Source organism: Acidisphaera sp. L21 (assembly GCF_009765685.1).
In the GTDB taxonomy this organism is placed as follows: Bacteria; Pseudomonadota; Alphaproteobacteria; order Acetobacterales; family Acetobacteraceae; genus LMUY01.
Genome location: NZ_LMUY01000076.1, coordinates 26445 through 46479 on the forward strand (window position 1 = coordinate 26445; position 20035 = coordinate 46479).

The 20035-nt window shown below is 61.7% G+C and carries 17 protein-coding genes; 15 read left to right on the top strand and 2 right to left on the bottom strand.

The genetic code is table 11. The features are described from left to right. From GSQ76_RS15615 to GSQ76_RS15630, 4 genes are all read left to right on the top strand, one after another. Positions 1-325: ABC transporter permease subunit (locus tag GSQ76_RS15615; RefSeq protein ID WP_408836707.1), on the top strand; the 325-nt coding region annotated here is incomplete at its 5' end. 12 nt (positions 326-337) lie between these two features. After that, complete coding sequence (locus GSQ76_RS15620; protein ID WP_158744904.1) at positions 338-1261, top strand: branched-chain amino acid ABC transporter permease; 924 nt, start codon at positions 338-340, stop codon at positions 1259-1261. After that, a complete protein-coding gene (locus GSQ76_RS15625; RefSeq protein ID WP_174247361.1) occupies positions 1261-2034 on the top strand; it encodes an ABC transporter ATP-binding protein in 774 nt (257 codons plus the stop codon). Before GSQ76_RS15620 ends, GSQ76_RS15625 begins: the two co-directional genes overlap by 1 nt. Continuing rightward, positions 2027-2773: an ABC transporter ATP-binding protein gene (locus GSQ76_RS15630; protein WP_158744906.1), complete on the top strand. Its 747-nt coding sequence runs from the start codon at positions 2027-2029 to the stop codon at positions 2771-2773. Before GSQ76_RS15625 ends, GSQ76_RS15630 begins: the two co-directional genes overlap by 8 nt. Before the next feature lie 426 nt (positions 2774-3199). Here GSQ76_RS15630 and GSQ76_RS15635 read toward each other — a convergent pair whose 3' ends face one another. Beyond that, a complete protein-coding gene (locus GSQ76_RS15635) occupies positions 3200-4648 on the bottom strand; it encodes a DUF6880 family protein (protein WP_158744908.1) in 1449 nt (482 codons plus the stop codon). A 131-nt stretch (positions 4649-4779) separates the two neighbouring features. Between GSQ76_RS15635 and GSQ76_RS15640 the strand changes: the two genes are divergently transcribed. Beyond that, positions 4780-5610, top strand: coding sequence for a hypothetical protein (locus GSQ76_RS15640; protein WP_158744910.1), 831 nt, complete (start codon positions 4780-4782; stop codon positions 5608-5610). A gap of 188 nt (positions 5611-5798) precedes the next feature. Here the strand turns inward: GSQ76_RS15640 and GSQ76_RS15645 are convergent, their stop codons facing one another. Further along, on the bottom strand, positions 5799-7988 hold the full coding sequence (locus GSQ76_RS15645) for an ATP-dependent RecD-like DNA helicase (protein WP_158744911.1): 2190 nt from the start codon (positions 7986-7988) through the stop codon (positions 5799-5801). A 154-nt stretch (positions 7989-8142) separates the two neighbouring features. Between GSQ76_RS15645 and GSQ76_RS15650 the strand changes: the two genes are divergently transcribed. The 10 genes from GSQ76_RS15650 to GSQ76_RS31875 form a co-directional block, all read left to right on the top strand. Then, positions 8143-10434 (top strand): type IA DNA topoisomerase, encoded by a 2292-nt coding sequence (locus GSQ76_RS15650; protein ID WP_158744913.1) that lies wholly within the window; start codon positions 8143-8145, stop codon positions 10432-10434. Positions 10435-10597: 163 nt separating this feature from the next. Next, entirely contained in the window at positions 10598-10813 is a 216-nt protein-coding gene (locus GSQ76_RS15655) for a hypothetical protein (RefSeq protein WP_158744915.1), read from the top strand. A 184-nt stretch (positions 10814-10997) separates the two neighbouring features. Further along, complete coding sequence (locus GSQ76_RS15660; protein ID WP_158744917.1) at positions 10998-11402, top strand: hypothetical protein; 405 nt, start codon at positions 10998-11000, stop codon at positions 11400-11402. Between the two features lie 259 nt (positions 11403-11661). After that, complete coding sequence (locus tag GSQ76_RS15665) at positions 11662-13473, top strand: ABC transporter ATP-binding protein (protein WP_254070433.1); 1812 nt, start codon at positions 11662-11664, stop codon at positions 13471-13473. A 453-nt stretch (positions 13474-13926) separates the two neighbouring features. Then, positions 13927-14214 carry a hypothetical protein gene (locus tag GSQ76_RS15670; protein WP_158744920.1) on the top strand — a complete coding sequence of 96 codons (288 nt, stop codon included), beginning with the start codon at positions 13927-13929 and terminating at the stop codon, positions 14212-14214. A gap of 1012 nt (positions 14215-15226) precedes the next feature. Next, positions 15227-15655, top strand: coding sequence for an HU family DNA-binding protein (locus GSQ76_RS15675; RefSeq protein ID WP_158744922.1), 429 nt, complete (start codon positions 15227-15229; stop codon positions 15653-15655). 150 nt (positions 15656-15805) lie between these two features. Further along, positions 15806-16255 (top strand): hypothetical protein, encoded by a 450-nt coding sequence (locus GSQ76_RS15680; protein WP_158744924.1) that lies wholly within the window; start codon positions 15806-15808, stop codon positions 16253-16255. 1341 nt (positions 16256-17596) lie between these two features. Further along, positions 17597-18550: a DUF3991 and TOPRIM domain-containing protein gene (locus tag GSQ76_RS15685; protein ID WP_158744926.1), complete on the top strand. Its 954-nt coding sequence runs from the start codon at positions 17597-17599 to the stop codon at positions 18548-18550. 146 nt (positions 18551-18696) lie between these two features. Then, entirely contained in the window at positions 18697-19482 is a 786-nt protein-coding gene (locus GSQ76_RS31150; RefSeq protein ID WP_216851084.1) for a hypothetical protein, read from the top strand. Between the two features lie 241 nt (positions 19483-19723). Further along, positions 19724-20035: ArdC-like ssDNA-binding domain-containing protein (locus GSQ76_RS31875; RefSeq protein WP_254070434.1), on the top strand; the 312-nt coding region annotated here is incomplete at its 3' end.

A 20035-nucleotide genomic window follows, 5' to 3' on the forward strand; every position in this document is an offset into this window, starting at 1 on the left:
CATCGGCGTAAACCCCTACTACATCAGCCTCTACGCCTTTGGGCTCAGCGCGCTGATCAGCGGTGCCACCGGCGCCATCATCGCGCCGATCGTCAGTGCCAACCCGCTCATCGGCCTGAACTTCTCGCTGAAAGGCTTTGCCGGGGCGGTATTGGGTGGTATCGATCGGCCGCAGGCGGCGGTGCTGGGGGGCCTGTTCATCGGCGTGCTGGAAACTTTGATCGCCGGGCTCATCTCGTCCGAATACCAGAACCTCTTCGTGTTCGCGATCCTCATGCTGGTCATCGTGGTGCGACCCGGCGGCTTACTGGGCGGCCGGGGTTAGTCGCCAATGGGCATGCGGCAATTCGCGTTCTGGCTGGCCCTGCCCGTGGTCGGCGGGTTTCTGGTGCAGGGCAACGCCTACGCGCTGACGATCCTGTGCTTCATGCTGATCTACGGCGTGCTCGCAATGGCCACGACGATCTGCACCGGGCATGCCGGCCAGGTAACCCTGGCGCAGGCCGGGTTCTTCGCAATCGGCGCCTACGCCTCGGTGCTGATGACGCTCGACCTGCACATGCCGTTCGCCGTCGGCTTCGTGGTTGCAATCATCGTCTCCGCCGCATCGGGCTATGCGCTCGGCTATCCCATTTTGCGCGTGCGCGGGCATTTTCTGGGCCTGATCACGCTGGCATTCACCCAAGTTGTTTATGAGGTGGCCTTGCATTGGGAGTCGCTGACGGGCGGCTTCAACGGGCTCTACGGCATGCAAAAGCCGGAGCTGCCGATCCCCGGCATCGACACGCTCTACGGCTTCGTCCTCATCCTCACGGCCTACTGGTTCGCGACCCTCGTGGCCTCCGACAACTTGGTCCGCTCCCGCTACGGCCGCGCGATGCACATGCTGAAGGCGAGCGAGTGGGGCGCACAGGCATGCGGTATTAACGTTGCCCGGTTCAAAAGTGACGCCTTCGCCATCTCGGCTGCGCTGTGCGGTGGGGCGGGCGCGTTCTACGGGCACTTCATCGGCTATATCGGACCTGATTCCTTCACGCTGGACGTGTCGATTACCGCAATTGCGATGTGCATCCTGGGCGGCGTGACCGATCTGCGCGGCGCCATTCTCGGCAGCATTCTTCTCACCTTCCTCAACGAACCCTTGCGCAATTACCCGCTCTACCAGCCGGTCCTCTACGCGGCCGTCATCCTACTCGCCATCATCCTGCTACCCGGCGGTATCGTTCCCTCCCTCGCCCGCATGCTAGAGCGCCGGCGCTGATGTTAGCCCTACGCAATATTGCAAAGAGCTTCGGCGGCGTACAGGCGCTAGACCACGTGAGCTTCGAGGTGGCGCGGGGCGAGATCTTCGCCTTGATCGGCCCCAATGGGGCGGGCAAGACCACTACCTTCAACATGATCTCCGGCCTCTTGCGGCCCGACATGGGGGAAGTGTCGTTCGACGGCCAACCCATCCAGGCATTGTCGCCGCACCGCCGCGCACGGCTGGAAATGGCCCGCACATTCCAGCACGTCCAACTCGTTCCCGACGCCACCGTGATCGAGAACGTCATGACCGGCGCGCACCTACTGGGCCGCAGCGGCATCCTGGGTGCAATCCTGCGCTTGCCCAAGCAACGGCACGAGGAAGCTCGCATCCGCCAGGCCGCAATCGAGGCATTGGTGCAAACCGATCTAGCCGCCCTGGCCAACAAACGCGCGGGCGAACTGGCCTATGGATTGCAACGCCGAGTCGAACTGGCACGCGCCATCGCGATGCACCCCAAGCTGCTCCTGCTCGATGAACCCGCCGCCGGGTTGAATGACGCCGAGACGGACGCACTTGGCACTCTAATCCGAGCCATCCGCGACAGCGGCGTCACCGTCTTGCTGGTCGAACACGCCATGCCCCTGGTCATGAGCATCAGCGACCGAATTGCCGTGCTGGATTTCGGCCGCAAGATCGCCGAGGGCTCCCCGGCCGACATTCGCACCAACCCGGCGGTGATTGAGGCCTATCTCGGCGTCCCCGACGATGAAGCGTTCGATGCTTGAGGCCTCCAACTTGGTCGTGCGCTACGGTGCGGTCACGGCGCTCGATAATGTTTCGGTCCAAGTGGGCCGCCGGGAGATCGTCACCATCGTCGGCTCGAACGGCGTCGGCAAAACCACGCTGATGCGCAGCCTGGCCGGGATGATGCTGCCGAATGCCGGGTCGATCAGTTTCGGCGGCGTGGACGTCACCCGGATGCGGGCCCACCAGATGATCCGCCGCGGCGTGGTGTTGGTGCCGGAAGGGCGTCATTTATTTGCCGACCTGACCGTCGCTGAGAATCTGCGTCTCGGTGCCTTGCATTGGCATCGTAAGGCCGTGAAAGGCGAAATTCAGGGCGAGCTCGATAAGTGCTACGCCTTGTTTCCCGATCTGGGCCGCCGCATGGCGCAACGCGCTGGAACGCTCTCGGGCGGACAGCAGCAAATGGTCGCGGTTGGTCGAGGTTTGATGTCGCGCCCAACCTGCTTGCTGCTGGACGAGCCGTCCCTCGGGCTGGCTCCATTGGTGATCCGGCAGATCTTCCGATCGCTCGTCGCACTGCGCGACGCGACGGGCCTGTCCATCGTCCTGGTGGAGCAGGATGCGGAGGCGGCTCTGCGTATCGCCGACCGGGGCTATGTCATGCAACGCGCCCGCGTTGTTCTCTCCGGCACGGGCGCAGCGCTGCGGGCCGACCCTCTGACACGAGAGATCTATTTCGGCGGCAGCGCTCCGACCAGACCGCCGAATTTGAAATAAAGCCGTCTGCCCGCCGCCGGTCGGGTGCTCGGCCTCGTCCAGTCAACCCGCAATCGAAGCATCGAGCCCACATCGACGCGATGTTGCGCCGTGGGTAAGAGGCAGTCCTCACGCCAACACCGCGCTATCGGGTATCCTGCATGAGCCCGACGCCGATCACCGACCAGGGCTGACACGTCTTTTGCTCTAAAGGGCCGAGGCACAACACGGAGGTGCGTAAGCGATGACAGAAGTATTTGTCCCTCGGGCTGAGTAGTGCAGCCTTGGCGGCCGCATTGAACCCTACCGAACTTGGCTGGGAATGCATTTGACTCTGCACATACGATTATCGTTGTTGGATTATCAGATTGGCAACATTGGCTGCCGGGCAGCTTCGATCTATCAGCAGCCGATTTGAGGCTAGCGATCTTAAGCCAGCTTCTCACCTCAAGATTTGAAGGCTTTTACCTCTTGCCAGAAACCCGATTTGCGGCCGTGAGCAGCTTGCAAAGCCGACTCATAATCGGTGTGATTCGCCACATCGCCAAAGTCTCCGAGGTGCTCAGCGAGGTTCGCGCACTCGACAAAATGGCGCGCGGCGTGCTTGTAGCGCGTCAAACGGGCCTTGCTGAGCGTGAAATCGATCATTGCCCGGCGAAGCAAGGTCGCGGCGAGCGGGTGCTTCTCCTCGAGCGTATCTGCGGCCGAGGTCAGCAACTCGTAGAAGTCTCCATTCAGTTCCTTCGGACGGGTCAGCACTAACTGGGCGGCCAGCCTCAGCTCCGGCCAACTCACCAGGAAGGACAAGGCTTGGTGGACGTCTCGGTAGTTGAGACCGTGCGCCAAGGCGCGCTCCTCGGCTTCGATGTCCTCGAAGTCGGGCAGCTTTCGGAGGTAAGCGCGAAGATGAGACGCATTGAGCGTTGCGAGGAAGCGCTCCCACCGAAACGCCTGCGCGTCTTCACCGCGACCAAGCGCCTCGAAAGTGTCAAGGCGTACGTCTTCCCATTCTGTCGTAATCCCGAAGCGCCTTGCGGGATCAACGGCTTCTAGCGCGCCCCATGCCTCGCTCGGCCGGCCTGCCTCAAGAAGACGCTTTGCAATGCCCGCGGCTACAGCGGGAGCTTTTCTGGCGCTTTGATCGAACTGCGCAATATACCCATCAACGTCGCCAAGCGCGTCGGCGATCTCCTGAAGGACGAATCTCGTGGTGTTCCGGCGGTGGCTCGTCTGCAGCTCGTCCTCGTAGATCTTGCCCGAACTTGACCAACCTATGACACGTCGTTCGTGCTCCGGCGGTGTCTTGGCCGGCTCGGCCTTCCACGCCGCCATCTGCTTTTGCAAGGCACGAAGACCCGCAGCACCGAGCTGTGGCGCCAGGCTGGGAACCAGCGTATCCCACTCCCCATAGTGGGCTTCGCTCAGCGCCTGAAAAGCCCGCCGAGCGAGATCCATCGGGTCCAGGTCGGCCGCTTTGGCCACTGGCCCAAGGTCTTGGGCAGCGACCTGGAAGACAGCGCCGAGACGGCCGCTGCCGTCGTCACTGCGGCCGTACACCGGCTCAGCACATTTTACGAACTGCCAGAGTAGCTCGAACGCTTCACGAGGATCGGTCGGCGCCACCAAATCGAGGATAGCGCGGCGCTGTCCCTCAAGTTCAGCCACGAGCGGCTTGACCTTTTGCCAATCGATATAGCTCTTTGCACGGGCGATGCTTGCCAACCGCTTGCTGATTTCACGCGCGGCCTCAGCGGATCCTGCGTTTCCAGCCAGAGCCAGCCGAAGACGACGCTTTATGGCTGTATCGCCAGCACTGAGCTCTACGAGGAGGTCGGCAAGGCGCTTGGCCCCGAGCGATTCAAGATTTGCCGCGGTTAAAGCTTTGCTGGATGCCATAACGTCTTCCGCTATCCTTGCCCACAGTCTTCAGTTCAAGGCATGCACCATGCCCTTGACGAGGCGCGGCCATGCCGATTGAGTGTACGACGCCCCGGGTGAAATGCCGACTGTCGTCAGGAGATTTTCCTTTGAACTCTCCGCAAGATCAGATTTCGCATTATCTTGCGACCGGCGAGAGCGACACGCTGTCCTATGCATGGCCTGGCGATTGCATTATTGCTCGTGCACAGTGCGGCAGTGGAGCCCTACGGAACGCCCTCATCAAAGAGGTCATCGGCCGTACGCCGCATGCCAGCACCCCAGAACAAGTTGCTCATCTCGACGTCGCTGCCTTTGCCAGGGAGAAGATCACTCCCATGGTTCGCGGTCTTTTCCCGGTGAATGAGCGGCCTGTTCTGATGGACATGTTCAGTCGCTCCGTCGTCTTCCTGTCGTCAGACAATGCCGTGTCCGTCATATCGGAGACGCGCTTCCTTTCGACGGCTTGGGATCTGGCAAACCTCTATTTGCTGAGTTGTGGCGCTGAGACACTGTCTGAGCAGGCACCCAAGCTTGTGGGATTGAGTGAGGGGACCACGTGCTATGTATCCACAGAGTATTTCCGCTGCAATGACCGACTTGAAGACTTTGTGGTTCATGAGGCGGCACATGTTTTCCATAATTGTAAGCGAGAGACAATTGGCCTTCCGCGGATTCGTGGTCGAGATTGGCTGCTTGAGATTGATTTCCACAAGAGAGAGCTATTTGCCTATGTCTGCGAGGTTTATAGCCGTCTCCTCGCGCTTGGTTCGACACGAGCTTCTCGAAGGCGATGTCTGGCTGAGCTTGAATCTGGTCCGCCACCTCCTGACGATCGAGTTGATCCCAACGAGTACTGGCTCACGCTCCGCGAGGCTGTAGAATCTAACAATGGGTGGAAGAAAATCCACGATAGATGCCGGCCGCCTCGCAAACCTTGATGAAGCATCGAGAAGGCATGCGTAATTGGATGTCGAGGTCAGCCACAGCATTCCCTACGGCACCTGACTTTCGATAGGGATACGGAACATTCCAAGCAAGGCAGATGATGGCTTCAAACCAATGTGCTGTTCTCGAGAAGAATTGGACTCGCCTTCGGCACTGGACTGTATCTAAACGCGCGGCGCCATCAATTCTGTATTAAGGTCAGCCAATCGGGCAGCTTCGACCAACGCTGTCGCGCTCCTTGATTTCGCACGGCGATTGCCAGAGCCTTGCGCTGCCCCACGATTACAACCAAGCGCTTCCCGCGCGTGATGCCGGTATACAGTAGATTCCGCGCCAGCATGGGGAAATGCTGCGTCGTCATCGGGATGACGACGGCAGGATATTCTGACCCTTGGCTCTTATGCACCGTGGTGGCGTAGGCCAATGACAGCTCGTCCAGCTCCCCGAACCCGTACGAAACGTCTCGGCCGTCAAAATTGACGATCACCTCGCTGTCTTCCGGGTCTACCTTCGTCACAATCCCAAGATCGCCGTTGAAGGTCTCCCGGTCGTAGTCGTTGACGACCTGCATGACTTTGTCGCCGGCGCCATACGTCGAGCCAAACCGTTCCACTCGTACGTCGCTGGGCGGGTTCAGCGCGGCCTGCAGCGTCACGTTGAGCGACCGGGCACCAGCCGCACCCCGATTCATCGGGCAAAGCACCTGAATGTCGCGGATCGGGTCCAAACCGAACCGTTGCGGGATCCTGTCGCGGACCACCGTGACCACTTTGCGGGCTGCCTCTTCTGGGTCCGCCGCTTCGACGAAATAGAAGTCGGAACCCTCTACCGCGCTCAACTCCGGCATTTGTCCCCTGTTGATGCGGTGGGCGTTCACGATCACCCGGCTCGTTGCAGCTTGGCGAAACACCTCGGTCAACCGAACGATGTGAATCCTCTCAGAACCAATGATGTCGCTGAGCATTTGGCCGGGTCCCACGGACGGCAGCTGGTCGACATCCCCGACGATCAGGACCGCAGCGGCTTCGGGAACGGCGCCAAGCAGCGAGCGCATGAGCAAGACGTCAACCATGCTGGCCTCGTCGACCACCAGCAGGTCGCATTGCAGAAGGTGCTCCGGCCCACGACGGAAGCCGCCAGTTTTCGGGTCCGTCTCGAGCAGACGGTGGATGGTCTTCGCCTCCAGGCCCGTGCTCTCGGTGAGCCGCTTGGCCGCCCGGCCCGTCGGCGCACAGAGCGCGATGTTAACGCCCTTGGCCCGCAAGATCATCAGAATCGAGTTGACCAAGGTCGTCTTGCCCACGCCGGGACCGCCGGTGATCACCAGCACCTTCGACGTCATCGCCAGACGCAGGGCTTCGATTTGGCTCGGGGCAAGAGCCAAGCCAGTTTTCGCCTCAACCCACGGTATGGCCCTGGCTATGTCGATGTCTGGCCAGCCGAGAGGACCGGCGCAAAGGGTCTGCAACCGCTCGGCGATGGCCTGTTCGGCGCGGTAAAGGCCCGCCAAGAAGATGCACCGCCGGCCCTGTAGTTGGTCAGCGACGACATCGCCGCTGCTGAGTTCCAAGGCCAGCGCGGAGCCGATCAGTTCGGCTGGTACCTCGAGCAGCTTGGTCGTGAGCGTGGTCAGATCCTCCAGGGGAAGACCGCAATGGCCCTCATCCGCTGCCTCGCTGAGCGCGTAGCGGATCCCCGCCCTGACCCGGATCGTCGCCGTTGGCTCGATCCCGAGCTTGCTGGCGATTTGATCGGCTGTGCGAAAGCCGATGCCGCGAATATCACGCGCGAGACGATACGGGTTTTCGGTGATGATCTGAACAGCATCAGCCCCGTAGGTCTTGTAGATACGGACCGCCCGGGAGGTCCCGACCCCGTTGGCATGCAGGAACAGCATGATTTCGCGGATGATTTTCTGCTCGGCCCACCCCTTGATGATCTTGGCGGCCCGCTTTGGGCCTATTCCGGTCACTTCACGCAGCCGCGTGGGCTCCTGTTCGATCAGATCAAACACGGCCTCGCCTAAAGCACGCACCAGTCGTTTCGCATAGATCGGGCCGATTCCCCGGATCATCCCTGAGCCGAGATACCGCTCGATACCCTCAAGCGTCGTCGGGGGGCTCGCCTTTAGAAAGTGGGCCTTGAATTGCAGCCCATGCGTGCGGTCGTTGACCCAGCTGCCACTGAGTTGCACCCATTCTCCCGCAGCAATGGTCGCGGCATGGGCGGTCACCGTTACCAAATCGCGCTGCCCTCGGGCTTTGACCCTGAGGACACAGAAGCCGTTGTCGGAATTGTGGAACGTCACCCGCTCAACAAGGCCGGCCATCGCCTCAGCCTGTGTGGTTTGCGCGGGGATGGGGACGGCCATGCCGCATTCTATGCCTCCTCGGTCGATCGGGGCGATGGGCAACCACGTCTCGGCGTTGGGCCGCCGCAGGAGTGGCCGGGAAGCCTTGCCGTGAGAGTCAAAATCAGCGATAACTCACTTGGAACAAAACGGGAATACGGGCTCAGGCCTTCTCATGACCGTCCAGATCGTCATCACCGAAAAGTCGAGCCAGGCCAGGGATCTCCGTGCCGCCATCGGCAACCGCTACGGGTGTATCCTCCCGGCCGAAGGGCATCTCTTCGACTTGCAGGAGCCCGAAGACGCCGTGCCGGCCTGGAAGCGCTGGACCGCCATCTTGCTACGGCCGGACGGGTTGTACGACACGCGCCCAGCTGCAGGGGGTAACAAGGCGTCCAAACTCAAGGCTATCAAGGAGGCCCTGCGCTCCGCCGACCGTGTCTGGTTGGCGACCGATTGCGACCGCGAAGGGCAGCTCATCGGCCAGGAGATCCTCGAGCATCTCCGGTTTCGTGGTGAGGTCATGCGGGTGATGTTTACCGCGCAGGACCCCCAGACGATCCGAGATGCCTTTGCCAGGGCCAAACCCAACCGAGACTACGCCCGCCTCTACGCGGCCGCAGTGGCGCGACGCCAGGCGGATCAGATCTACAATCTGTCCTTGACCCGGACGGCGACGGTCACCCTTGGTCGCGGCACGCGAACGGTTATCGGCATCGGCCGGGTGAAGACTCCTACCCTGGCGATCGTCTGCCGTCGTGAGCTCGAGATCCGGCAGTTCGTGCCTGAGACGTATTTTGAGGTTGTCGCCACGGCCCATGTGCCGGGTGGAAAGTTCAGGATGCGATATGCACCGAAGGACCGTATCGTCAAACGCGAAATCGCCGCCGCGGTCGCCGTCGCGGCGCAGGACTTTGCTGGCCCCCTCAAGATCACGGTCGAGGAGAAACGGCAGGGGCCGCCAAAGCTCCATGACCTGCCCTCGCTGCAGAAACTCTGCGGCTCACGCTTCCATTGGTCCGCGGCCAAGACCTTGGAGATTGCGCAAGAGCTCTATGATGGTACCGGCAAGAAGATCATCACCTATCCCAGAGCCGAGACCCGCTATTTACCGGAAAGTCTGATTGGAGATGCGCCTCGCATCGTGGCGGCACTTCGGGCCGGGCGCACTTACAATGCTGTCCCAGTTCCAGATCCACCTGTCATTCGCCGCGGTTCCAGCGGCACATTCAGTGATCGTGCCCTGGCTGGTGCGAGCCATCACGCTGTCATACCGAACGTCAATACGGTCGAGGGGCTACGTGAGGCCTGGCCCCGCTTGACATCCGATGAAAGGCGATTGTTCGATGTCGTGGCGCGATCCTACTTGGCCGCTTTGATGCCGGACTTTCGATATCGGCAAACCACGGTGACGCTCGACGTGGCGGGGCATGTCTTCCGTGCTGCTGGACGTCAGCCCATTGAGCTCGGTTGGCGTGCCGCCTTCCCTGAGTGGCAGCCGGCGGATGAGCGTGGGGACGACGCGCAAACCCTCCCCATACTTCGCGACGGCGAAACGGCACAGCTTCAAGATCCAGCGGTAGAGTCCAAAGAGACCCGACCTCCGCCGCGCTATAATGAGGGGACGTTGATTGATGCCATGCAGAACGCGTGGCGTTTCGTTGAAGACGACGCATTGCGAGAGCGCCTGAAAGAGGCCAAAGGCATCGGCACGCCCGCAACCCGCGCCGAGATTCTGCGTGGTCTCAAGGCGCAGGATTTCCTCGTATCCGATGGTAAGCATATCGTGCCGACAGATCTCGGATTGTGCCTTTTCGGTATTCTAAAGGACGCTGATCCAGCCTTGGTAGACCCCGGGGTCACGGCTCAAATGGAACAGGCACTGGACGACATACTTGTTGGACGTCAAGAACTGACGGGCGCTATCGATGCAGTTTGTAGCCAGGCAAGCCGTATCATCCGGTGTCTCACGCATGCAGCCGGCTCGGCATCGTCTTCAGCTCTTCTCCAAGTTTCAAAAAGCCAAAACGTCCGTCCTCAAGCCACCACACGTTCTGGAGAGAAGCGACCAACACAAAAACGCATCACAACTTTCTCCGGTTCTACAAGATCGAAGTCAATCGGCGTCCCGGAGTCCCAGGAGGACGCACCACAGGCGTCGGAGGTCGCCGATCATGGTTCCACGCGACGCAAGCGCGTAAGACACATCGGTCGGTCCGCGCCAAGCAGCAAGGCCGACCAAACCCCCGGCGTAACGAAGGGTTTGAATAAGTCGGGCAGCAGCCTCAAACGGCCAAAAGCCACGATACAATCCGATTTGGCAAAACCGGCATCAGACACCGAGCTTCGCATTCCCTTCGGTAACAAGGAAGCAGCATTGCAGCTTGGGGCGAAGTATCGGACTGGTGGTTGGTTCGCACCTGCAGGTGTCGATCTCCAAGGATTTCGCGACCGTGGTTGGTTATAGCCGTCGCAATTCCCGGGCATTTCTAGTTTCCTGGTAACGCTGCCGTTGGCTCAGCGATTCGCCATCGGCTCTTCCGCCAGCACGGAACCAAACGCAACCAGATCGGCGGGTAGTCCAATCCTGGAAATCCGCCTACAAGAACTGTTTGAAGAGGGGCATGCGCATGGCTGAGGCGGACACCTATATGACGGACATGGCTGAGGCACTGGCCAATAGTTTGCGTTTGACAGACGGCAAGTCCGGCTACGTCGAGGCCCAAGGTGATGTCCTGCATGTCTTCGTCCGGCGCAAATGGTCCGGCAAGCAGATGGCGTCGTGGAACGGTAGTCCCATCGAGTGGCACGAGAACGTTGGCACCAACAAAGCTGCGAACCGCTAGCTAGAATCGAACGCTGACCAGCTGCGTTCAGCAAAGGCTGACGGCGGCACTACCGTGATCGTTCATCCCAAAGTGGCGGGCTTCGCGTCAGGTGAGTGGGGAATGGCCTGGCGACCGGGACCCAGCCAAACTATCCCCGTGCCCATGCGTTTGCCCTACGATCTGGCCGGTCTGTGAGGCTTCCATGACTTTCGCCCGCGTTATCGTTTTTGCAGTTTGTGTCGCTTCCCTCGCTCCAGCGACGGCCTACGGTGCCGACTGCTCGGCGCTCTCGGGCGCATGGGTAAGCTATCGGTTGGATAATCTGGGCAAACCCGCGGAGCACCTGGATTTTGGTTCAGGATCCATTTGGGACATGTTCAGCTCCACCCCGGGCGGTCTGTTCCAGACGCCTTATGTCGTGAAGAGCAGCGACGGGCAGGCCTTGCATGGTGCATGCGTGGAGGTTCCTGGAGGGGTCGGCATCATAATGGGGGCACTACCCTTGTCGTCGCCGAGCCCCTCCAGGGAGCTCTACACGCTGGTTCCCGGCGACACCCCGGCGAACGACCTGATCCAGGTCAATGGATTCAGCTACCATCGCCAGTGACTACCGCCACCTGCGAAAGCCGACGGCTGCGCTTGACGTGTCCATCAGGTTCCAATGGGCGAGGAGTACATCGCGATTAACATACTACCCACCTGCGGGACTGGCATCCGCGTGAACACCTAAAGTTGGCACTGATCACAGGGCAGAGTTCGGCGAGGCCAGTCTGGAACTGCGGCGTATCTGTGGATTGTGTGCCGATCAACCCAGATGACTTGTATGCGGCCAGCGTGCAGGCTCGTGGGCAGGCGGTGAGATGGGGATGAGCCGCCCCTCGATCCGGGACAGGCTGGGCGCGCTGCGCACCTTGCCACCCTTCATTGCCATGATCTGGCGCACCAGCGCTGCACTGACGCTGGCGACCGCGGGCTTGCGCCTTGTCCGCGCGATGCTGCCCATCGCCACGCTGTTCGTCGGCAAGCTGATCATCGACGAGGTGGTGCGCCGGTCCCGGCTGCCAGAGCCGACGGGCGACCTATGGAGGCTGGGCCTGCTCCTGGGTGCAGAGTTGGTGCTGGCGTTGCTGGCGGATGCACTCGGCCGGGCAGTAGCGCTGCTGGACCAGTTGCTATCCGACCGGTTCAGCGACGAAACCAGCCTACGACTGATGCACCACGCCGCAACGCTGGACTTGCGGGATTTCGAGGACAGCGAGACCCAGGACAAGCTCGATCGTGCCCGGCGGCAGGCCAGCGGCCGCTCTGGCCTGGTCAGCCTGCTGCTGGGCCAAGCGCAGGACCTGGTCACCTTGGCAGGCTTTGCCGCCGGGATTGCCGCCTACACACCCTGGCTGATCCTGTTACTGGCGGCAGCCCTGGTGCCGGCCTTTGTCGGCGAGGTGCGGTTTAACCGCCTGGCCTATTCGATCAACGTCAAACGCACCACCGATAGACGAGAATTGGATTACCTGCGGCAGACCGGCGCCAGCACGGCCACCGCGAAAGAGGTAAAGCTGTTTGGCCTGCACGGCTTCCTGATCGGCCGATACCGCGAATTGGCGGTGGGGATGCAGCGAGAGAACGCGGCATTTGCATCGCGCCGGGCCGCATCGGGCGCATCGCTGGCGGCGCTGGGCACCGTGGGCTACTACGCGGCCTATGCCTACCTGGCTTGGCGTGCGGTCGAAGGCGGCCTGACGGTAGGCGACTTGACCTTCCTCGCGGCGTCGTTCCTGCGGCTGCGCGGGCTGCTGGCGGGCGTCCTGGCTGGGCTGTCGTCGCTGGCCAGTCAAGCGCTGTATCTACAGGATCTGTTTTCGTTCCTGGACGTACGTGCCGCCATTGTCTCGCCACCTAACGGACTGCCGTTCCCGGCGAACTTGGCCAGCGGGATAGAGTTTCAAAACGTCGGCTTTCGCTACCCGGACGCACCAGCATGGGCGATGCGTCATTTGAGCTTTCGCCTGGAGACCGGGCGGGTGCTGGCGTTGGTGGGGGAGAACGGCGCCGGCAAGACCACGCTGGTGAAGCTGCTGACCCGGCTGTACGACCCGGACGAAGGTCGCATCCTGGTGGATGGCCACGACCTACGAGCTTACGACCTGGACAGCGTACGCGCCGGTATTGGCGTGATCTTCCAGGACTTCGTGCGCTATGACCTGAGTGCGTCCGACAACATCGCCGTCGGCCGGATCGAGCAGCGCGCAGACCGTGGCAAGATTGAGCAGGCCGCCGCCAGTGGACGCGCCGACGAGGTGATCGGCCGGCTGCCGGGCGGTTACGACCAGATGGTCGGACGGCGCTTTCGTGGCGGCGTGGAGCTATCCGGGGGTGAGTGGCAAAAGGTGGCGCTGGCACGCGCCTATATGCGAGACGCGGCAGTGCTGATCCTGGACGAACCGACCGCGGCCCTGGACGCCCGCGCGGAGTTCGAGGTGTTTGAGCGCTTCAAGGCGCTGAGCGCCAGCCGCACTGCCGTCCTGATCTCCCATCGCTTCTCCTCCGTCCGGATGGCCGACCAGATTCTGGTGGTGGCCGGTGGCAGGGTGGAGGCGAGTGGGACGCATGCGGAGTTGGTGGCGCAAGGCGGGCGGTATGCCGAGTTGTTCGAGCTGCAGGCGGCAGGCTATCGCTGATCGCCACCTTCCGCCAAGCAAGCGAGCCGGCTTATGCCAGCTATTTCGCCGAACCCAGACCCTTGCAGAAGTCTACACTGTGCGCCGTCGGAGATACATCGATCCAGTTGCAACATGCGGAGATCCACGCGCCTTGCTCCGACACCCGCAGCCCCGCTTGACGAGCATCCGCGCCGTCTCATTATCAGCAGGCTGCGACCGTCGGGCAACGCGCAATCGCAGACGAGTGCGACAGGTGGAGCGTCGCTAGCCGTGGACAGGAAAGTCCCGGGTCGGTCGTCTCGACACGGCATGGTCAACTCGAGGATCGCCCGGGTCTGATCCACAGGCTTTGCAGCAATCCAGAGGTGATGGCTGCTGTTCGGATCTTCGCTTGATGGGCATCCGATTGTGCGCCATGGCTGTCAGAACGGTAGCGCCCCCGCTCGCCGAGAATGTTGATGAGAATGTCCTATGGGCCTCGAGCGTGACCAGTTTTCCCTTCTTGATGCCGTCGCAGCTGCTGCATCCCCGGAGGGTGCGCCATCCGCGGAGCCCGAAAGCTCAGTCGAACCTGCCGACCATGAGCTGGAGGCTGCCCAGCGTGGCGGCGGCCAACCCGGCATTCCAGAACTCATCGCCGCGGTCGAGCGGCTCGCCGAAGCCACAGTGGCAGCGGCTCTGATCCGTCCCGGCGATAGCAGCCAAGACATGTCAGATATCCTTACGCGCGTGCGCGGCGTCCTCGGACGGCCTGAATAAGCCAAGCCGGCACAACGTCGGGGGGCCAATGGTGACAGATGAGCTGAAAACTCAGCATCCCACAGCCACGCCGTGCTTCAGCACCAGACATACCGCGTCAGCGAGAACAGGCCTCCACCGAAGATGGCGCCCACGCTCAGAGAGACGAGGTTTGCCGCGCCGAGCCGGGACTGCGATGCATCTCACCGAGCCGATCGATTCGCGGCAGCGAGTGGTGCAGCCGACCCATCATGGTCTGTCAGCGACACCATGTGTGCTAGATCCAACCGACCTCGGTCGATACGGCTTGTCAGCCGCGTGACCAGAGATGTGGCCCCTACCCCTGTGAGGCACGCAGTAACGCTTTAGTGCCGGTTCAGCTTAAATTTGATCGCGTGTCTAGGCGCTTGCGACCTTGCGACAGCACGCCGATGGGAAGGACGCCTCGGCTACCAACGCGTCCCACCGACTTGTCGCGCGCTAGCGGGCCAGCACCAGTATCATCAGGCAACGCCACCTCCGGGAAATAGCGCCCGGCGAAAGCCAAGCAGCGTCGGTGTCGCGGACAGCAGCATGAAGTCACCGGCAGAGGGCGGCCGATCGTGGCTATATAGCGCATCACCCTCCCGCGGAACTCGGTGCCGAACGACGTTCTCCACCGCGAACATTAAGGCAGAGGCGATGTGGAGAGCCAAGCGCTACATGGCGTCGAGGAGAGCAACTCGACCACCATGCTGGGATTCCGAGGGGCGCAAGCTCGCTGGGCCCAATAGAGCCGGCGGCGGCATTGGAGGCACGAAAGGTCCGGCATTTGGTGAGCTCGCAACGTCGCCCATCGGAAACGCGTTTGCCTAAAGTCGAACAGCCAAACGTTTCCGCGGCTCGCGCGCCATGCCAACCCCCGGGCATTATTTCGACAGGAGCTCGCCGCAATGGATAAGCGGCCAAATGCTTCAAGAAAGAGGGAATCCGGCCTCGCATGTTCAAAAACGCAGTGATATGGAGGCCGGCCAGAGAATAGGAGCACCACTACATGGCCCGAGTCGCAACAGCAAAAGCTCCATCACCCGCCACCAAGGCGTCTGCGGTCAGCAAACCCAGCCCCAAAGCTACCGCAGCAACAAAGGTCCCGGCAAAGACTGCGGTTAATGCCAAATCAGCAAAGGTTGTCGCTCCGGTGAAGGCTCAGACCGTCACCCTCAAGCAGATGGCGACCGCCTTCAGTGAACAGCATGCGACGACCAACAAAGACGCGCAGGCCATCCTGACAGATGTGTTCGACCGGGTCGTCAGCCATCTCAAAGCGGGCGATCGCGTGCGGATTGCAGGTCTCGGCATTATCGAGGTCAAGGACCGGCCGGCACGGATGGGTCGGAACCCAGCGACTGGCGAGGCGGTGCAGATCAAAGCCAGCCGCAAGATCGCTTTCCGGGCGGCCAAGGAACTCAAGGCGGCGATTTAGCGCAACACCTCGACAGCGACCGGCACGGGCGAACCAATTCGTCCGTGCCGGTTGGTGCATCTTGTCCGCGATTAAATCGCGGTTGTGACATCACCTTCGGTCGTAGGCTCGGGTGCAGGGGTTGCGGCCTTCCGTCCGCGCGTCGGCTTCTTGACGGCCGCCTTCGTCAGTTTCGGGATCTTAACCGAACTCGGCTTCGTGGCCTTGGCGGTCATCTTCTCTGCAGCCGCCACTTTGGTGGCGCGTGGCTTGCGCCCGACCATGGCCTTCGTCGGCTTGGCGGTCTTGGATGCCTTGGCTGGCGTCTTGGTCGTTGTCGCCTTTGCTGCGGGAACAGCCTTGGCTGGCTTCGCGGCCAACTTGCGGGCTTTGTCCTTCGCTGCGGTCGCCTTGGCCTTGTCGCGCTGTGACTTTAGCTCTGCCATGACCATGGCGACTGCTGCGCGAGCAACCGCCGTTCGGGTTGCCTCGGGAATTGTCTCGAGCTTTGCCATAAAAGCCTGCATCACCGGCTTGGCGCCGCGTGGCGACCTTGCGGTGGGTGTGTCCGTCTTCGCCATTTTATTCGATCTCCATGCGCGATCTTCAGCGATCGTCTGACCGCCTATATACGAGCTGCGCGATTCTTGACGAGAGCGTTCTGGGTTGAGCTGCGATAAAGGACTGAAAAGCGCAAGGGCTCGTTCCGCCAAACCGTTAGTCACAATTTGAAAGCATCAAATCGGCCACGGGAATCGTTCCTAGTTCGTTGCTCCGCCCACATCCTGTGTCGACGCATACAAGCGGTTCACCGCACAAAGAGACAGTCGATGCTGAGCATGCAACGTTGATCAAAAATGGCTACCGCCGGTTGCGATGAGCAAGATGTTGGTTGCAGTTCAAAGGAGAATTGTTGATGAGAGCAGAGGCCGGATGAAGTCTCACACTTTCTGCGCGCCCAGTCAGCGGCGATCGCTCACATCCACCGCCACAATGCCGCGTCAGCGCTCGGCCCTCACGATGGTGCGCGACGTGAGGTCCGGCCGCGTCCCGAGGCAAAACGCCGGATGTTCTGCAATGGGTTGATTAGCTCGTGCGCCAGCGGCAGGCGCCGACTGTGACGGATAAAAAGGGGGTGGCAGACATCCACCATAGTCTGGCGGGTCTTGCTTTCAGCGCTCCGCTCGAATTCTGCGCCAGGCTCGCCAGGTTTGCTGTTGGAGGTTGTTGATCCTATCCAGTTGCCTAGCGGTCTCGATCCAAAGGGCAGCCGCCTCAAGGTCAGTCAGTGCCAATTCGGCGCATGGATCCGTCAGCCCGATCCGCATGGCGAGGCGTCGGCGGACATCTGGTTCCAGGTCGAAGAACGCCTGCGTAAACATGGGGCGACGACGGATAGCTCGGCGCTCAAGCTTCGCCGCGGCCCGCCCAGCGACAAACCTCGATTGGTAGGTAGGGAGGGTCATTTCCATGCTTGCGTGAGCATGCGTTAACGCGGTTACCCGATGATTAAATTGTGGGCGCCGCTTGGATCCAGGCAGGTGGGCGGGGCGCGAATAGATGGTGGCTCTGCCTTTCCGTGTGGCGGCCTCAATGATCGGCCTCGGCGACACCCCTCACCAATGCCATTTGTCTCCACGCCCCTTCTCACCACATCGAACTCGCATGCGGCTGCTCCAATCCGGCACCTCCAGGTGGGCTCCCTACCCGCCCCTCGCTCGAGTGGCCTCTGGACTGTCGTGGACAGCGGATAAATTTTTGCGCGAGCACCGCCGTTTCGCCCCAATCCTCTTTTGACTAGGCCCGGAAGGGCCAGAGAGGATGACAAAGAATGCCGATATCGCTGGCGCCTTGCTCGCCACAAGGGTGCGTCGCCAAGGCTCCCGCCTGCGCCGCAGGCGCCCTTGTCCCGAGCAGGCTGAGCGATCCCCGGCCTGTATTCTCAGGAAAGGAATATGGGCAATGAGGAGCCAAGACGCGGAACTGGAACAAATGAGGGCTGGCGTGAGTTGTGCTGTGCTGCTGGAAAGACTGCCGCCGCCGTGGCGTCTGGACAAAAAGGAAAGCACCCGTCGGTGTCTCAAATATCGACGGGGCGCTGGCGAGGTCCTGCTGATTACTCACGAGGGTCGTGGTTGGTGGGACCCTGGCAGCACCGCCAAGGGCGACATCTTCAGCCTGGTGAAATTTCTGGATCCGGGTCTGAACTTTGGTGAGATTCGCCAGGTGCTCCGGCCGTTCATCGGCCTGGCCCCATCTTTCCCGGCGCACGAACCCGCACGGGGCCGGCAGAAGCCGGATGTGCCGTTCACCGCGCGATGGGATCGACGACGTCTCCCCCGCTGGGGGTCGCCAACGTGGCGATATCTGACCGAGGTGCGCCGGTTGCCGACCCCAGTGGTGGCAGCTGCGATCAGTGCTGGCATCTTGCGGGAGGGACCCTGTGCCAGCGCATGGTTCGCCCATCGGAACACCGACGGCCAGATGACGGGGATCGAAATGCGCGGCCCCGACTACCGCGGCTTCAGTCCGGGGGGTGAAAAGACGCTGTTCCAATTGCCGGGATGGCTCCCGACTAGCACCGTGCCCACTCGCCGCCTGGTCGTGGCCGAGGCACCTATCGACGCCATGAGCGTGGCGGCCATCGAGCGGCTCCGGGCCGACACGCTCTATGTCGCCACTGCCGGCGGCATGGGGCCGGGAACGATCGCCACCCTTGAGGGCTTGCTGCGAAGGCTGTCGGCGAGAGAGGCTGCTGAGATCGTCATCGCCACAGACGACGACGCGGCTGGCCATGCTTATGCGCGCCGGCTAGCGGACATGGCGGCGCCATTTCGCGTTAAGGTGAGCCGCCTGCTGCCGAGCGATGGCGCAAAAGACTGGAATGTTGTTCTCAAGCGGAGGACCGCAATATGAAGCCCGATCGTGCGTGGGTCAGGTTGAGCTCTGGCCGACGTCTCAACTTGATCAATCCGCAGCCGGATGACTGGACGGACCTGGACCTTGCGGTCGGCCTATCCCGCACATACCGCTGGGGTGGGCACTCCGTCTGGGATTTGCCGATGTCGGTGACCCAGCACAGCCTGCTGGTGTTGGTGCTCCGCCAGCAAATGCAGCCCTACCAGGCGCTGACGCCAGGCGAGGCGTTACGCGAATTACTGCACGACGCCGACGAGGGCTTGCTCGGCTTTGATCCGATCTCGCCACTCAAACCCCATCTCGGTGCCGACTTTGAATCTTTGACATCCCGGCTACGCCAGGTCATCGCCAAACGGTATGAGCTGCCCGAGTGGTCAGCAGACGATTACCTGCTGCATAAACGGGCGGACCATCTGGCGGCAGCGTCTGAAGCCTACCACGTGGCCGGGTGGTCGCGCGAGGATATTGGCGCCACACTCGGCATCCGGCTGGCGCCCATCATGCCGGACCCTCTCCCGCGCCTCGCCGGATTGCAGCCCTGGCAACCTTGGCCGCCAAAGCAAGCCGCCTCCCTATTTCTGGGAAAGCTGCGCGAGTTGGTCAGTGCCGTCCATCTCGATGATCCAGCCAGCATGTCATCGGTGATCGAGCGTGAGGTGACGATCGAGCGCCTGACTAACGCGTTCTTGCGGCTACCCGCCAAGACACAGCGACGTGTCCGCCATCCCCTCACTGGCAACAGTCTCACCGACACGTTCGTCTACGTGGAAACGACGGATGCAAGCCTTCAGTCTCTCGAGGGTGTCATCGTCGATGGTGAGCGGGATGAGGAGGGCGAATGGGTGTTGGACGGGGAGTTCACCGTCTTCACCACCGAGGAGGAGCTCATCCGTGTTTCGGGCTGGGGGTGCCATGTTGAAATCCAGTAAGATGCCGCCTGGCCAACTCAAAGCGGCTGTCGCCTCCAACTTGAGCAAAGACACGACGACACTTCCGGCGATGGGGACCAGCGAAGAGTCATAGAAGGGCCTACCGCGGGTCGTCCGCTCGGCGCCAAAGGGTGGGTCCTCGGCGCAAGCGCCTGCGGTCCCGCGCAAGCGCGCGCCTTTGCACCGACGGACGACACGCGGGCTGGAGAAGGGGTTGAAACAGAACCCTGGAGCCCCCCCGATGTTAAAGCACCGTAGTGGAAAGCCCTTCACTGATCGCCGTGACCACTATCAGGAGGTGACGGATCAGATCATCGCCGCATTAGAAGCCGGCACACGGCCATGGCGCCAACCGTGGAAGAGTGGTTCACCTGGCATGCCGATCAATGCCACGACCGGCCGTCCCTACCACGGCATCAATGTTCTGGTGCTCGCTATGACGTCGTTCGCGCTTGGCGGTGACCCACGATTCTGCTCGTATAAGCAAGCCTCCGACCGCGGCTGGCAGGTGCGCAAGGGCGAACGCGGCACGACCGTGTTCTTCTTCAAGCGC